At 43.6% G+C, this 15,760-nt stretch carries 14 protein-coding genes; 6 read left to right on the top strand and 8 right to left on the bottom strand.

Features of this window, described 5'->3' with window-relative positions; genetic code table 11:
* Positions 1-27 precede the first annotated feature (27 nt).
* From VHA01S_RS10635 to VHA01S_RS10600, 8 genes are read right to left on the bottom strand one after another with little or no spacing between them, the layout of a single operon-like run.
* Complete coding sequence (locus VHA01S_RS10635) at positions 28-993, bottom strand: ABC transporter ATP-binding protein (RefSeq protein WP_023404375.1); 966 nt, start codon at positions 991-993, stop codon at positions 28-30.
* Positions 994-995: 2 nt separating this feature from the next.
* Positions 996-1,811 carry an ABC transporter permease gene (locus VHA01S_RS10630; RefSeq protein WP_023404374.1) on the bottom strand — a complete coding sequence of 272 codons (816 nt, stop codon included), beginning with the start codon at positions 1,809-1,811 and terminating at the stop codon, positions 996-998.
* Positions 1,812-1,813: 2 nt separating this feature from the next.
* Complete coding sequence (locus tag VHA01S_RS10625; RefSeq protein WP_023404373.1) at positions 1,814-2,680, bottom strand: ABC transporter permease; 867 nt, start codon at positions 2,678-2,680, stop codon at positions 1,814-1,816.
* A 1-nt stretch (position 2,681) separates the two neighbouring features.
* A complete protein-coding gene (locus VHA01S_RS10620) occupies positions 2,682-4,088 on the bottom strand; it encodes a nucleotidyltransferase family protein (protein WP_023404372.1) in 1,407 nt (468 codons plus the stop codon).
* A gap of 18 nt (positions 4,089-4,106) precedes the next feature.
* Complete coding sequence (locus VHA01S_RS10615; RefSeq protein ID WP_039970683.1) at positions 4,107-5,432, bottom strand: glycosyltransferase family 2 protein; 1,326 nt, start codon at positions 5,430-5,432, stop codon at positions 4,107-4,109.
* A gap of 43 nt (positions 5,433-5,475) precedes the next feature.
* Positions 5,476-6,027: a P-loop NTPase family protein gene (locus VHA01S_RS17875; RefSeq protein ID WP_023404370.1), complete on the bottom strand. Its 552-nt coding sequence runs from the start codon at positions 6,025-6,027 to the stop codon at positions 5,476-5,478.
* Complete coding sequence (locus tag VHA01S_RS10605) at positions 6,024-6,998, bottom strand: radical SAM/SPASM domain-containing protein (protein ID WP_169730860.1); 975 nt, start codon at positions 6,996-6,998, stop codon at positions 6,024-6,026. Before VHA01S_RS10605 ends, VHA01S_RS17875 begins: the two co-directional genes overlap by 4 nt.
* Complete coding sequence (locus VHA01S_RS10600; protein WP_023404368.1) at positions 6,988-7,521, bottom strand: SDR family NAD(P)-dependent oxidoreductase; 534 nt, start codon at positions 7,519-7,521, stop codon at positions 6,988-6,990. The genes VHA01S_RS10605 and VHA01S_RS10600 overlap by 11 nt, the downstream gene beginning before the upstream one ends.
* Before the next feature lie 209 nt (positions 7,522-7,730).
* Here VHA01S_RS10600 and VHA01S_RS10595 point away from each other — a divergent pair, with 209 nt between their 5' ends.
* Genes VHA01S_RS10595 through VHA01S_RS10575 form a run of 6 tightly spaced genes read left to right on the top strand, consistent with a single transcriptional unit; the run spans position 7,731 to position 15,504 of the window.
* On the top strand, positions 7,731-8,597 hold the full coding sequence (locus VHA01S_RS10595) for a heteromeric transposase endonuclease subunit TnsA (protein WP_023404367.1): 867 nt from the start codon (positions 7,731-7,733) through the stop codon (positions 8,595-8,597).
* Positions 8,584-10,689, top strand: a complete 2,106-nt coding sequence (locus VHA01S_RS10590; protein ID WP_023404366.1) for a TnsB C-terminal domain-containing protein — start codon at positions 8,584-8,586, stop codon at positions 10,687-10,689. Before VHA01S_RS10595 ends, VHA01S_RS10590 begins: the two co-directional genes overlap by 14 nt.
* Positions 10,682-12,331 (top strand): ATP-binding protein, encoded by a 1,650-nt coding sequence (locus VHA01S_RS10585; RefSeq protein ID WP_023404365.1) that lies wholly within the window; start codon positions 10,682-10,684, stop codon positions 12,329-12,331. Before VHA01S_RS10590 ends, VHA01S_RS10585 begins: the two co-directional genes overlap by 8 nt.
* 1 nt (position 12,332) lies before the next feature.
* A complete protein-coding gene (locus VHA01S_RS18540) occupies positions 12,333-13,127 on the top strand; it encodes a TniQ family protein (RefSeq protein WP_023404364.1) in 795 nt (264 codons plus the stop codon).
* Positions 13,124-13,876, top strand: a complete 753-nt coding sequence (locus tag VHA01S_RS18535) for a TnsD family Tn7-like transposition protein (protein WP_052029615.1) — start codon at positions 13,124-13,126, stop codon at positions 13,874-13,876. The genes VHA01S_RS18540 and VHA01S_RS18535 overlap by 4 nt, the downstream gene beginning before the upstream one ends.
* Entirely contained in the window at positions 13,873-15,504 is a 1,632-nt protein-coding gene (locus VHA01S_RS10575; protein ID WP_023404362.1) for a Tn7-like element transposition protein TnsE, read from the top strand. Before VHA01S_RS18535 ends, VHA01S_RS10575 begins: the two co-directional genes overlap by 4 nt.
* Positions 15,505-15,760 lie beyond the last annotated feature (256 nt).

Below are 15,760 nucleotides of genomic sequence, written 5' to 3'. Positions count from 1 at the left end.
GTGATTGCCTGAGGGACTGTAAACTACTTATTCTGATTGTCTGAAGTAGGTTTTTACTAGATTTTCCAGACAGTGGCTTTCCACCGAGAGAGCTGCCAATGGTAATTCAGCACAAAGCTGGGAGAGTAACTCACTTTCTCCTTCGACACTTGGCTCGGAAATGGAATAGACGCCCGGTTCCTCCTCACTAGCTTGCGCCAACAGGGGATGAGCGAACGTGTTCGTTAAACGGAATCGATACGTTTTCGCTGCTTTGTGTATGCTAGCAAATGCATCTTGGTTTCCGCTAAATTTCACACGCCCTTGATCCAGCAGCAACAACTGTTGGGACAATTGTTCAATGTCAGTCATATCGTGGCTGGTGAGTATAACGGTAGTCCCACGCTCTTGAACTAAAGAGCTGATCGCTCCTCGGATTTTATCTTTCACCAAGACATCCAGTCCGATGGTAGGCTCATCCAGAAAAAGGACATGCGGGTCATGCAGCAAGGCTACCATAATTTCTGCGCGCATTCGTTGCCCTAAACTGAGCAAACGAACAGGGCGATCCGCAAATTCATTCACGCCCAGAATATCGCCAAACTCCACCACATTTCGTCGATAACGCGACTGTGGGATTTGATAAATACGTTGATGCAGCTGGAAGGTCTGGGTAGCTGGTAAGTCCCAAAGCAACTGCGTACGTTGACCAAAGACGACGCCGATACCCGAGGTATAACGACGACGGTTATCTCTGGGTGACATACTATCGACGAGACATCGCCCAGAGCTTTGACTTATCACGCCAGTGAGGATCTTAATCAGAGTGGATTTACCGGCCCCGTTTAGGCCGATTATCCCGCATATTGATCCTTTCTCAACTTGAAAACTGACCGTATCCAGCGCTTTAATCTCGCGTTGTGGACGAGTCGAAAAAAGCGCCAGGCGTTGACGCCAGCTCTTTGCTGGAGTTGTGACAAAGTAAGATTTAGATAAGTGTGAGACGTCAATCATAGTTAGGTTCCACTTGCTCCGGAGTAGCGAAGCCCCTTTTTCCAGATAAAAAGGGATAAGAGAAAGAATACTGCCGCAGACAGCCCGCTGTACGACACCAGTAGCATATTTTTTGATAGAGGTAAGTTTTGGAAAAAAAACAGGTCATCTTTCCAGAACAAAACCGGGATAAAGCCAATGACACCTAATGGGATCACATACAGCAGCAGGATTTGGATTGAAAAGTGATAGATATTAATGGGATATTTGGTGAACTCGATTAACTCGTAAAAGAGCTGCATGACTTGACCACTTTTTCCAAACCAAAGAGCCAAAGACGCAGTGATCAACTTCACGGAGAATAAGATGATAAGTCCCATGAGTATAAAGTAAAGAAGGGCAATATAATCCAGCGTTGAGAAATTGGCTTGATGGCGAATATACACTGAGATCAAGCAAAGCCCAACCGTAATCGGTGCCAGTGATTGTGTATTCACGCGCATTGTGATGATTTGAAAATAGATGGGAAGAGGCTTCGTCATGTAATAGTACAGTGACCCGGATGCGAAACCTTTGAATGCTTCTACCCATATATAATCGTTGTAAAACAAGTCCAAACCGCGAACCAGCTGAGACAAACCCATAACCAGCATCATTTCATACAAAGTAAATCCAGCCAGTTCATCTGTTTGTGTGTAGATGATCGATAGAGTGAACAGCATGATCGCTTGACCAATCAGCATACCCACGACACCAACGAGAAAGTCTGCTTTGTAATAAAATGCGCTCCGCAAGCGCAATCTGGTAATGGAGAAATAGAGCTTGACTAAAGACAACACCGCTATGCCCCCTGAATATTGAACGACTTCAAGATATGCTGAATGAAAGGGCTGCTGATCAGAGACAAAAGCACTATCCAGCCCAATTGGATCAACAAACTGCTATATATTCCACTGTCTGGACTCATCTGAATCAGAATGTTAGCAGGGATCTGATAAACCGCCTGAAAAGGAGAATAAATGGCAATATGGTAGAGCACCGATGACCCTGACGCGACCAACTCTCCCGTTACATTGGTAGGCTCAGATGCACCAAGTTGCCGTAATAGCGGTAGCGCGATGACTTGACCTGAGAGAAGCGGAAATAAGTTGCGCCTCAATAGATATAAGCCCCATGCGTTGGTTGTCCATAAAGCCAGCGAACCGTAAATAACCGAAATCTGGAAAGAAATGATGAAGGCCAGCACCAGTGATACACCAAATAACGGAAGCTGACTTGTCCAAAGCCAATCTCCCACCAAGACCAGCACGAGCAGTGTGATGAGTACTAATCCATAAAGGCGGGCTGACAATTCACCTAAGGCTTCAAAAAAGCACTGAAAGATCAACCCGTGAGGTTTCGTCAATTTAAACACCAGATCCCCAGTACGGATCAGTTCAGCAAGCCGACGATCGGTCCCTTGAGTCGTGAACTGCTTAATAAATATAACTGCGCCGATAAAGCCGAGGTACTGGCTCTCCTCAAAGCCATAAAATTCGCCACTGTTGGACGCGAAGATGGCGCGCCACAGAAAGTACTGAACCAACAAAGCAACCACATTATTGAACAATCCAAGCAGTACATTCATTTTGTAGGCAAAAATCATGTGGTGGGCAGAAACCAGATAACCATAACCGCTCGATACTAGGCTACGAAAAAATGACGTCATTTCATTCATCCCATAGTATTGAAAACTGTTTGTTTTTCATTTTCCTGGTCATGAAAAATCGGTAGTGGAGATGCGAGGAAGTGAACAGATGCTGAAGTTCTTCACTTTCGATACAGGCGGTGACTTTTTGGCCCCTCGTCTTGGTCGAGACCAATAACCCATGACCTTCTAGTATGCGCCAGGCTCCCTCTTGATAGCGGAGTAGATGTCGATAATGGCGCTGCTGATCATCGAAAATAATCAGATACGGGAACAAAGTCTTTCCAAACTCATCCTGGGTTGATTGGCTACACTGAAGCTCGACTTGCAAAGCATCGGTTGTCAAAGGCGTCATAAGATGTATCGCGATACCAAAATAGGCGTTCCTATAGGATATTGGTTGCTGTTCGCATTGGTAAGCACAGTGCGATTCGGACCTATTTTGGTACGCCAACCAGTGGAAAATTTGTGTTCGTTTTTCAGCGTCTTCAAAGTAGTCGAGAATGTTACTATCAACGTGGATGACCGTACTCTCCACAGAGGTTTGCAAACAGGATTTGAGCGACATTTTCAAGGTGGTGAGATCGTCAGGGAATGGAGTACCCAACGTTTCACAGATCCGTATCAACACCTCAATCGCACCTGCGATGCTCTGAGACAGCGATGAGGATATGGCCAGATTCATGAGACGAACGCTATTTATATGCGCAGATTGTTGCCGTAGGAAAAGTAAAACATCCACGACATCACGGATCTTCAGTTTCGCAAACTCTTGCGTAAAACTTGACCATATATTGAGTAGCAACAGTAGTAATGTCGCTTCAAGGTTCAGCGTGCTGTAGTGATGTTTATCAATCACTAGAGTGGTTGGCTGTTGCTGTAGACGTTGAAAAGCGTCAACGTTGAGAACCGAACTGGTCGTAAACTTAATTTCAATCAGAACCCCCTCAGGAAAGGTAAATCGAACTTCATGGGTTTCTACGTGGAATGTGGCGTCATAGTCGCTGTCAAATTCACTCTCTCCACCCAGCTCGTAGCAAACCTGACAAGCTTTGACGAAATTATCCTTCGACACGATCAGATCAATATCATTAAAATCACGAGCATAGAGATCGGCGTAAATGTAATAGGACAGGCATAACCCTTTGATCAGAATAATCTCTACATTGGCCTCAGTCATGGCCTGAGCGATGTTGTGTAAACGCTTTATCCGGTCATTGATCCTCACTCGATATCGGTTCAGTCGCTCGTCATATTCTGCTAAGGCGGCGATATTGGCCCGTGCGTCTTGGTTATTTTTAAGCTGGTGCGATGCAGAAAGGAGAAGATGTTGAGAGTGTGCCCAAGACATAAAGGTCTCCAACTGGTCCTGATCTAGCACTACTCCTTCATCAAGCATGGCTCTGACAAACTGTCGAATATTTTTCATATGTTTCCCATTGGGTGGTTAGACGGGTGTCTTTTCTTTACGACCGTTCATCAATTCACGGAAAATCGAACGGATGGCAGACAAACCATGCAAGACAAACATCGGATAAGAACCGAGTAAAATAGGTATAATCATCGCTCGAGTCGCAGGCATTTGCTGATCCCGCAGACTTCGATAGGCGACCAAGCTAGGAATACACAAATAGAAAAGGTAAAACGATAACAGAGCCAAGACGGACAGATGACCAGACAGGCAGGCGATACTCGCTAGCATGAGTATAACGGGCATAACAATCCAACGGACAGAATGCTCGAATAACAGAGCCGAGTAATACAAAAGCGGCCACTTTTTATATTGGTTCTCTGTCAGGTGGCGGTAATACCGAAAGGCATGCCTAGGACCGTTATGCCAAGTGGATTTTTGAATATACAGACTCCGAACTTTAATCGGTGACTCACAACTTTCAAAGTATGGAATCGGGCGAATAGGAATATTGTGGTATGTGGCCTGTAGGCCAAATATAGCGTCCTCGTTAGGAAATACTTCTGAAAAACCGTAGAATTTTCGAAATACCCCCCCCGTAAAAAAGAGTCCGTGGCCAATGCAATAATTCATGGATGTATTGGCTTTGCCCGATAAACTGCGCTGACGAATGGCATTAAAGTACTCAAAACCAAGCGCCCATCGCAACTGCCAAGCAGACGCTGCGATCAGACAATAACATGCGAGGCGTGATCGCCAGGTTGTCTCAAGTAACTGTCCAAGGTTTTTTGAGTATTGTCCGTATTGTTGATAAATAAACATCGGGTCATGGAACTCCGGCTGCCCGCGAAGCCACATAAACGTTCTGGCATCCGGCGCTGAATCGGCGTTATACAACGCAAAAATCGAATCTTCACCAAACTGTTCACACAGTCTGTTTATGGCATAATTTACCTGATGGGCCATGACTCCTTCACTATGGGGGTAGTGCAGATGAAGAATGGACATCGTGGTACTGAGTGATTTTATATAGGTAACTGTATTCGTTGCGTTCAGTAATTGTGTCCACCGCTCTTCAGGGGTGGTGGCTTCCCTTAATGGTACCTCTGCATGCCACAAGTCTTTCGTCAGGGTATGCCAGGCATCATCGTCAGACAGTTGTAACTTGTCGCGCTCAAACTCTTGGTACTTTTGGCGCTGATACTCTGTTTCCGCTTCGGTGGTCACCACCACCGGTGTCAGCTCCAGACCGTATTGCTTGGACATTTCGATAAAATGCTTTAGCGTGGCATGAATACGCGTTACTTCATCCAATACAGGAATTATGATGTAAATGGTTTTACCACTTTGTTCGGTTTTCATGGACGTGGTCAAATCCCGGTTACGCTTACGATGACGGGTTGATTTAATGATCCGCCTCATCCAGTAAATGAAAAGAAGGGCAGTGAGCAGATAAATGACGCTGCTCGATAAGTCTGATAAATTCATCGTAATTCCTAACCATGACTGTTTTATTTTTATGGGCTTGTAATAGGTTTTCTCTATCCCGTCGTTGTTGGCTGTGATAGTCAATGCACCAAGTCAGCAGGCGATATAAATCCAGGACAGTTTCCCTCCGATATGTGGGCTCAAACCGCAGCTTTCGTTTTGCAAACCGGTGAAGAATCCTAAATAGTTGCAGATAGAGCGGGGTGCTTAACACGACGATGAGATCGGCTTGCACAAACGAGTGTTCAACCCAATCTTCATAGTACACGCCCTCAATTACCCATCTCTGCTGGCTTAACCGTTGATCTAGGAGCTGCGCTCTTGTTTCTTTGTCCCGCCTTTTGAATCCATCGGAATCATCCCAGAAGACGTCATCCAGGCTGAAATAAGGTAACCGGATTTGTTTGGAAATTTTGCTCGAAAGGTACGTTTTTCCGCTGCCAGGTCCTCCAATTACCCTGATTTTCATAGTATTTCCCCAACTTTTTTCGTGTCGTCCTCTTCAACGTAACGATCGCCAAGAAAATTCATCGTTTGCTGTCCTGTGGTATCTTCTAATATCGCCAGTTTGCAACGGTTACAGATATGTTGAGTCGGCATGGTGATTTGAGCATGGATCATGCGTCGCTCATTTAAGTATTTGTCGCCATTCCAGATCGATTTGATGGAAGAGTCTCGAACGTTGCCAAGAACCCGTTCCTGCTTCCAGTCCTGAGAGCACAAAATGACGTTGCCATTGTTCAGGATACTCATTCGTTCTAGGTGTCGCTCAAGCTTGCAGCCGATCACTTTATAGTTCAGTGACTGCATGTTGTCGGGGCAGATGACTTTGTTGTTATTTCGGGTTGGCACGGAGCCTGCGCGATCCAAAAAGCCAAAAAAGCGAACATGAGCGTCAGGTATATGCGTCAGTATGGCTTCGCGCTCTTTCTTAAAATCATAGCCTTCTACCAGCACCATGATCAGTTGAATGTCCATAGGTGAATCGTGGGCCGCGTTCATCTCGTGGAGCCGCTTAATTTTCTCTAAAGAGCGCTGAAAATTGAGCTTAGGCATTAAGGCCTGATACGTGGACTCTTGCCCACCAAAGAAGCTCACACGAAAGTCGTCGATTAAACCTTCTTCTAGAATCGTTTGGATGCGTTTTTCTGATAGCCCGGTGCCATTCGAGGAAATCTCAACCTCCAGTCCTGTGCTCTTACACAAACGGAGTATGTCCAGAAATCGGCTATCTAAGGTTGGTTCGTTGTTCAAGTAGGGAATGATACGCCTCGCCCCATTTTCTGCGGCCTGCTCTACGATGCCCTGGATTAAATCCATCTCCATATATTGGTGCTTGACGTTTCCATATACAGATTCGTACGGACAAATCGAGCAATCCGCATTGCACTTGCTGAAGGTCTGAATCTCTATCGTTTGTGGGAAAGAATTAAAAACCAAGAGTATTTCCTCCATCAAATTGGATCTTTGCGCCAGTCAGGCCATGAAAATCAGCATGAAATAGTGCGACGATAGCTCGAGCAAGTTGCTCCGGAGTCAAGCGTTTGCCTGTCGGTGAATTATCCATTACTCGCTCTTCGATCTCTTCGTTAAAGCCATTCATGTTCGATAAAAAATAACCTGGACAGAGGCAATTGGATTGAAAGTTATACTGGCCTAAATTGAAGGCAAATTGTTTCGTCAGTGACTCCAGTGCCGCTTTGCTCGCAATATATCCGTAACTATCTCGGTTAGCGCGCTCCGTCAAATTAGTGGAGATCGTGATAAGGGCTGTTTGTTGGGCGCTACGGATCAATGGAACCAGCGAAGAAATCAGTTCGTAAATTAAAAAGACATGAACGTCAAAATGCTGTTTGAACAAACTAGGATCACCACTTTCAGTCAGCAATGGCGTTTTTTCATATTGTCCTGCGGCATGTACGATGTGAATTTCATTGAGTGGCACCTGTTCGAGTTCGTCCATTAGGCGTTGAGCGACACCTACGATGCCACTTCTGAGACTCAGGTGTCGTACCTTGCTTGAATCTGCCGTAGGCGACGCCTCTTGGCTCAGGTGTAAATCTTCAAAAAACTATCATACTTACAAAAAAGTACCATACTAAGCAAAAAACTATCACACTATAGTCATTCCGAGTTATGCTTAATAAGTGAGCATAACTCGGATACTATAAAATGAAGCAAGACGCTGCGTTTCTTACCCCTCATCCTCGGGAAATCACCAATCTACTCGAACCTGCTATTCTCAAGCGTTTACAAAAGGAGAAGCGAGGCCAGGGAGTTGGCAAACATTACAATCCGTTCCTTACCGTTCGAGATGTTCCCAGTAAAGGAAGGGTTCATAGACGACCAGCTCTTACTCATAATCGTATTGTTCATTTACTTTCTGATCTTGAGTTAGCTGCATTTCTTATCTTCGATTGGCAAAACTCGGTTATCGATATCCGAGAGCAATTCCCTCTTAATCCTGAAGCAACGGTTTCTATAGCAAAGCGGTTGGGTATTAAACACCCTGCCTATCAAGGTGTTATCCAAGTAATGACAACTGACTTACTTGTGGATTTCAATTCAGATGGGCAGCACCTGAGCAAAGCGATATCAGTCAAGTATGCGCAGGATCTTGAAGATGAACGGACAATTGAGAAGTTAGAATTAGAACGGCGATTTTGGGAGGGAGAAGGAATCGAGTGGTTTATTTTTACCGAACATGAAGTGCCGGTTCATTTTGTGAAAAATATCCGTTGGTTAGCTCCCCACATGCACAGCTATGATCTTGATGGCTCTCAGAGAATGTTCGTGTTTGAGAGCATTCTTCAGATGTTAGAAGCAAACTGGGAAGAAAAGCTCCCAGTGGTGCTTAGTGAATTGGATCAAAAAGAAGGGCTTGAGCGCGGTACAAACCTAAAATACTTCAGGCATCTTGCCGCGCAAAATGCTTTCCAGTGGGATATGCAGAATTACCTGCACACAAGCTTAAAAGCTAAAAATATCATTGCTTCAGAGTATTGGTTAAGAAAGGATGCTCAATATGTTCATGCCTAATGATGTCTACGCCTGGGATGATAAAAGAATCCGAATTTTGTGGAGTAATCAGCAGGCTATCTTCTGGATAGACATTGACGATGACTATGCCCTTCCACAGATTGCGTCAAAATCTGATTTTGAACACTTTATGGCAAGGAGGGAACTGCTATCCATAGCCGACCCTTATATCAAATTCAGTATGACTTCCCCGAAAAAAGGCTCAAAAGCAGAGGCTGTTCAGGAAAAAGCCTGGGATGCGATTGGCTTGGTGATTAAAGCTGAGCCAGATATCTATCAGAGAAAGACTAGAGGGAAACTCTTTAATCAAGTGCTGGAACAATCGGGGGCAACTAAGCAGACGGTATACCGATGGCTTCGGCGTTACTGGCAGTTTGGTATGTGTAAAAATGCATTAAGTGGGCGTTATGAGCTATGTGGCGGTCCCGGAAAGCCGAAAAAATTTGAATATAAACGTAATGGCCGTCGTCGAACCCGATCTCCTGGAGAGGGTGTACCAGTTACCGAGCAAATTAAGTCGCTTTTTCGGATAGTGATTGAAAAGTGCCTGTTAAACCAGGGGAAATATGAATTTGATTATGCATACAATCAATTGCTTATTGCCTATGGTGTAAAGCTGCCTTGTGAGCCGGAGGAGTTAATTGATGTACCAACTGAAAGGCAATTTAGTTACTTTTATAAAAAAGAATATACATCTATCGAAGTTACCAGAAAAAGAGAAGGTGAAATTAACTATCTAAAAGATCATCGGCCTGTTCTTAGTACATCAACAGCCGAAGTTCCCGGTCCGGGATATTTATATCAGATTGATGCGACTATTGCTGATGTCTATTTGGTTTCTGAGCTGAATCGTGAAGAAATCATTGGTCGCCCAACTCTCTATTTTGTTGTAGATGTTTTCAGTCGGGCTATTGTTGGAATATATATCGGTTTAGAGAATCCGTCGTGGATAGCAGCTATGGAAGCACTTAGTGCGTCTATGGCAGATAAGGTCGAATATTGCGCCCAGTTTGATATCGATATCACTTCGGATATGTGGCCGATGCAAGGATTACCTGAAAACCTTATTGGTGATAAAGGTGAAATCCTTGGACGGCATGTGGAAGTGCTCAGTAAAGCTTTTCATGTAGATATTCAGAATACTCCGTCTTTTCGCGCTGATTGGAAAGGGTCTGTTGAGCGATATTTCCGCACTACTCAAACTAAGATGAAGCCGTTTGTTGAAGGTTATGTGACAAAAGATCCAATAGGTAAAAAACGGCATGGCAATGACTATCGTCAGGATGGAATTCTTACACTGAAAGAGTTCACTAAGATGATGATTAAGATTGTTCTTTTCTACAACAACGAGCATGTGATTAGTACTTACGATATTGATTCTGGGATTCCTAAAAATCTACCGGCAAATCCTCTTACTCTGTGGAACTGGGGGATTGAATATCGGACGGGCTTACTCCGTAGACCAGACTCGAAGTTAGTTAATGTAAATTTGCTACCGCATACTACAGCGACTATCACTGAACATGGACTAAAGCTTTTTGGTTGTTACTACAGTTGTAAAGAGGCGTTAGATTGGGGGTGGTTCGAAGGCAATTATCGTGGACCCAAGTCGGTTACGGTAGCGTATGATCTATACACTACAAATACGATTTACTTGAGACCATCTGATTCTTACGCTGATTTTATTCCTGCAAATCTTACGGCGCGGAGCCGGGCGTTTGCCAACATGACAATGTGGGAGTTATGGACTACTCGTGATGAGCAAAACACGGCAGCAGCGACATCTAAATTAAAAGCCCGATCTGGTTCCGTTAATTTAGTGAATGATCTTGAGCAGATTGCTGATGAAGCAAAATCAAAACAACCCAAATACACCAAAGCAGAAAAAGCACAAAGAGCGAAAGGCATTTCGGATAATAAAAGTAACGAAAGGCAATATGAGCGGGACAAAAAGTCGGCTAATAATGATCAAATGTCTAATGAATCAATAGCAACTGTAACATCGATTCACGGTGCAAAAACCACTCAGAAGAGCTTTAAGTTACCAACGAGATTAAAAGATTTACTTAAAGAGGATGACTTAGATGAATAAATATAATGAAGCTCGTTATCCTGAAGCAGATTATAAAGACCAAGGATTACCTGAATACAATGATAATCCGCTTATTGCTGCATTGCCGATCATCATGAGTCCCATAGAGGTGGCTAAGAAGCTGAGAAAGCGACCTATCTATCATTCAGCTGAATTGAATTTGGAAAGCCATATTCGAACGCATGCGATTAACCGGTTAACTCGGTCGTTTTTTGTACCGCAGACCAATCATATTGTTGTGGAACAAAAGCTGTCTAAGTTGATTCGCTCCGGCTACCTGAACAGAAACCCAAATACCGCTATCTTTAAACGTAAGCTAAATACGATCAGAGACTTAGTTCAAAAGGAAGATTTAACCGCTTATATTCATGATGAGGTCGACTCTCCTGCATCTTCCATGGCAATCGCAGGGATATCAGGAGCGGGTAAATCGACTACTGTAAATCTGATACTTAATACTTACGATAGAGTCATTTACCATCCCAAGTACCACTTGCTCCAAGTACCATGGTTAAAAATTGATTGCCCACATGACGGTTCACTTTCGGACTTTTGTCTGAGCTTCTTTATCGCTTTGGGGCGACGGTTAAATATTGATTACCGCGCTAAATACGCTTCTGGTCGGCCAACTATTGGTAAAATGATGGCAGATGTGGCTGATCTTTGCCTAATCCACGCGATTGGCTTACTTGTTATTGATGAGTTTCAACACATGAACCTTGCTAAAAGTGGTGGCGAAAAGAAAATGATAAATTTTCTCGTCACACTCGTTAATGTTGTGGAGGTTTCAGTAGTTCTGATTGGCACGCCTAAAGCGTTGAGGTTATTTACCAGTGAATTTCGCCAAGCTCGCCGAGCAAGCGGTGACGGAAGCATTGTTTGGGACCGATTGCCATTTGATGAAAGTTGGGAGGACTTTTTGACCGAACTCTGGCCCTATCAATGGCTGAAAAACGAAGTAGAAAGAACGGAACCCTTAACCAATAAACTTTATGAACTGAGCCAGGGCATACCGGATATTGTTGTAAAACTGTTTTGTTTAGCTCAAGCTCGGGCCATTTTGCTAGCAGACAGTGCCGACGATGAGATGTTGTCTATTGAACTATTCGATGATGTTTTTGAAGAGGAATTTTCAATTGTTCGGCCTATGCTAGAAGCATTGCGAAGCGGAAATAAGAAGAAAGTTGAAGAGTGCAATGATCTTGTTTTTCCAAAATTGGAAGAAAGCATAATCGGCGCTTTCGATCGTTTGGTCTCTCAACCATTACCAAAGCCGAAGCCCGTTGAGCTTGGTGAACCGACTGAAAACAATATGGCTAACTCAGCGATTAGAGCCATCGTTTCTATGGGAATTGCAGAAGATATTGCTCGCCCCTTAGTTACCGATGCTATAGCCAGAAACCCAGACCTCCAGCTTCTTCAGTTAATGCAATTGGTGACGACTTCTTTAACGCAAGATGCTCATCAAGCAGTGAAAACAAAGAAAAAGAAAGAGAAGCCTATTTATACGAGTTCAAGTAATTGGGGGCAATTATCCGAGCGTGATTTAAGGAAAATCTATTCTGATAAGACCGGTTCGCAGTACGAAGCACTATCGGAGCGGCAGTTGATTTATCCAATTGACGAATTACTGGCTAGTTAAAATGCTAACTTATTTCCCCGTACCATATGATGATGAGCTGCTTTATAGCTGTGTCGCTCGATATGGATGTCATACCGGGCAAGCGCAAAATCAAAAAGCGGTGGTCAGAGATGTATGGGGAACTGATAGTGCAGTAGCAATTCCAGACTTACCGAGCCACTTACATGACTTTAGTGATAATGTAGGACAGGTTTGGCAAATCAGTATAAATGAACTCATTGCTCAATTTACGCTAGCGCCTTTATATTTCCCATTCTTATCTGTTCAGCAGACGAGAGAGATAATTTGTTCTATGGGATCTAAGGAAGGGGGCAAAATACATACTCGTGCAGGGATTGTTGCTAGTCGTGTACCGATACCTACTCGCTTCCGATATTGCCCGCAATGCTTGGAAGAGCAATCGACTGAATTGGGTGAACCTTATTGGAGGCGTATGCATCAATTACCAGTGATTGATGTTTGTATCGATCATCACTGCAAGCTCGAAGATAGCGCAGTCCCTTTTCATCCTAAGCAAAAGCATCATTATCATGCGGCCATTCATGAGTGCCATTCTCTTCAGACAAGGCGTGTTGACCTTACTGAGACGGAACAACGGGTTATTGAATATCACCAGGAATTACTAGATGCTTCCTTATTGGAAGGTTTGGGAACAAACCGTTGGACCCTTTATTATCAACAGCTTGCAGAAGGCTGCGGGTTTACTAATAAAAGCCGTGTACAGCATGAAAGAATCCATCAGATTCTAAAACAAGCCTGGAAAGGTGCCCTGTTAGAACCATTTTGCCAGAAATGAACGAAAATAGCTGGCTAACTAATTTGTTTCGTAAGCATCGAAAATCATTTCACCCTCTTCGGCACCTTATGGTTTTATCGGCATTAACTCCAGATAAAAGGCTGTCTGAAATATTACAGCAGGTGAAAAGGTTTCCATCCGAACAAGCACGAATTACGCAGGCGTATAAAGCTACAGGCAAGCCTCATGAAGAAATTCAAGAACATAGAAATGAATGGGTTAAGTTAATAGCTGATCATCCTGATTGTGGGGTGAAGAAACTACGTAAACTTAATTCTGGCGGGCGCATTTATGCGTGGTTATATCGTAACGATTACCCATGGTTAATGCAGCATTGTCCAAAAAAAGAAACATCATCTGTGGCTATTCGAGATGTTGATTATCCCGGTTGGGACAAAGAAAATGTCAGCATACTAACGTCTATTTACAAAGACTTGTTTCAAGCTAAAGGGCGGCAACGTTTGACTGCAAGCTATTTGATTCAGCAGTTGCCTAGAACAAATTCAGTTCAGAAACATTTGGTTGATTTGCCATTGACTAAGCAGTGGCTGGATGTACATTCTGAAACTTTAGAAAACTATCAAATGTTTAGGCTTAAATCGGCTTATCAAGCTTTACTCGAGCAGAATCAAACAATCAAACGTTGGAAACTGATTCGAGCCGCTAATATTCGAGAAGAATTAGTCACTGAAAGAATTGAAAAACAAATCATAGCATTGGAAATGTTGGAGGGGTTACGCCAGAAATGAATGAGTTAGGCGAGATAGGCATCAGTGGCATTCCCAAAGGTTCTAAGTTGATATTACTTGGAGATTGGTACCGAAAGCTTGGCAATGATTGGCATGTTGTATGTTATTTTTGGCATGGGGAAGAGGGTGAGTTTCGAAAATCCTTACCCATAGATATGCTACCTACCCTTACTGCCGGCACAAAATTCCCCAGAGAGTTAATTGAGAATTTCGCTCAAGGATGGACAGGGACATTTCAAGCCCCCAATATCAAGCACTGGCATAAATGCCGATATGGAGACATTCCCAAGTCTTTGCATCGTGCAGGACGGTATTCTGATCAAGTAGATGATTCGGTGGTTTATCGCCTTTATTCCGCAGGACGAACCTATTGGTTGCCAGCAATTGAACTGGCTCGAATGTTATTTTTTCATTCAGCAGAGGTGACTAGAGCTTCTGTGTACCATGGGAATACCTGGCAACTGGGTAAGGCTTCTGAGCGGGGTTGGGTTGGGGAGGTTGAGTTGTCCTCTAATATTCCTGTTAGATACCTCAATAGTTTGCAGTTCAGAAAATTTTTCACGTGGCTATTCTTTGTTTCTGCAGCTGAGAATAGTTTTTGTTCTATTTTTGCACAAATAAATCGAAAAGCGAGAGAGATTGATAATGGTGAAAGGTGGACGTTTGATTTTTCTCCTCCTGATCTAGGGAATTGTGAAATTTCCTATGCTGGATTTACTGGGGGAGAGTTCAACGACCACATTTACATCCGTGAAATCCGCTCCATATCGGGTCTTCAAGCTCCAGAGTTTGACACCGTATTTTTCTCACATCCTGATGATGTACTGTATGTCGCCCCTGACTCTGAAGAGCCAGAAAATGAGAGTAAGGTCGGAAAACCGAATAAGCCAATTGTTAATATTAAAGAGCTAGACCCAGGTTGCAATCCTAAAGCGAGTAAAAAACGGTATCTTGTAAAATTGGGGAGAGCGGGGTTAAATTTTGATGTTGAGCCTGATTGTAGGCGTAGCCCTCGCCATGTCAGGGCGTTGCCTCCGCATACGAAAGCTGAATTAGATGATAATCAAGAGCAGTCTGAGGAAGAGTTAGCGAGTTTACAAGAGGGAAAAGATACGGGTAAAGGTGTGCGTGCAGATGTTGATAATCTTGAACCACCTAAGCTGATTGAAGCACCTGAAAAAATCGCATTTTTCCAAGTCATGCTTGAGCAACTTGAGTCTAAATATCATTGGAAGATTGATTATCAGATGGGTGATGTGCCGAAGCAGAATTGCCGTAGTGCTCATTTGATAGATGGTCGGCCTCGTCAATATTGCCATGCGACTATACAGCGTGATGACACGACAGCCGTTCAAGTCTTAGAAATTGAGCTAACCAAAGAGGAAAGCTTGTCGACGTTGTTCTTCCGGACGAGAAGCCGTGGCTCAATTTATCAGAATATTCTTGATGACTTAATGAGTAGGGATAAAGACAAAGGACTTAATGCGATGAGTTGGAAACGACAATCGAATTCATCGAACACAGGGGTTTGTGTTTATCTTGGCCACCCTGATAACAAGGTTAAGAGTGAAGAGGATGCACTTGTGGCTTGGGTAGCTAGAGCAGCAGAAAAAATTCTGAGTATCTAACATGCATGTTGTACTCAAATGTCCCCAGTTTCACTCAACGGTTCACTAGTTATAAGTCAAGCGCATCTAATGGCTTTTGCTGTCATTCTTTGGGTTAGATATGCTGATTCGAGGCTCTATTGTGTGAAGTGCATATACATGCGGTGTGATCTATGTCACGTTAATATACTATCGGGAGTATATTAAGTGGAGGTGGTTTGTTTCTTTAATGGGAGAAATATCCAGAACTATTACTGATTGCTCAGTAATTATGTAG

The sequence above is a fragment of the Vibrio halioticoli NBRC 102217 genome, assembly GCF_000496695.1.
Taxonomy (GTDB): Bacteria; Pseudomonadota; Gammaproteobacteria; order Enterobacterales; family Vibrionaceae; genus Vibrio; species Vibrio halioticoli.
The sequence above is the reverse complement of the archived record's forward strand: the minus strand, read 5'-3'. Positions and strand labels throughout refer to the sequence as shown.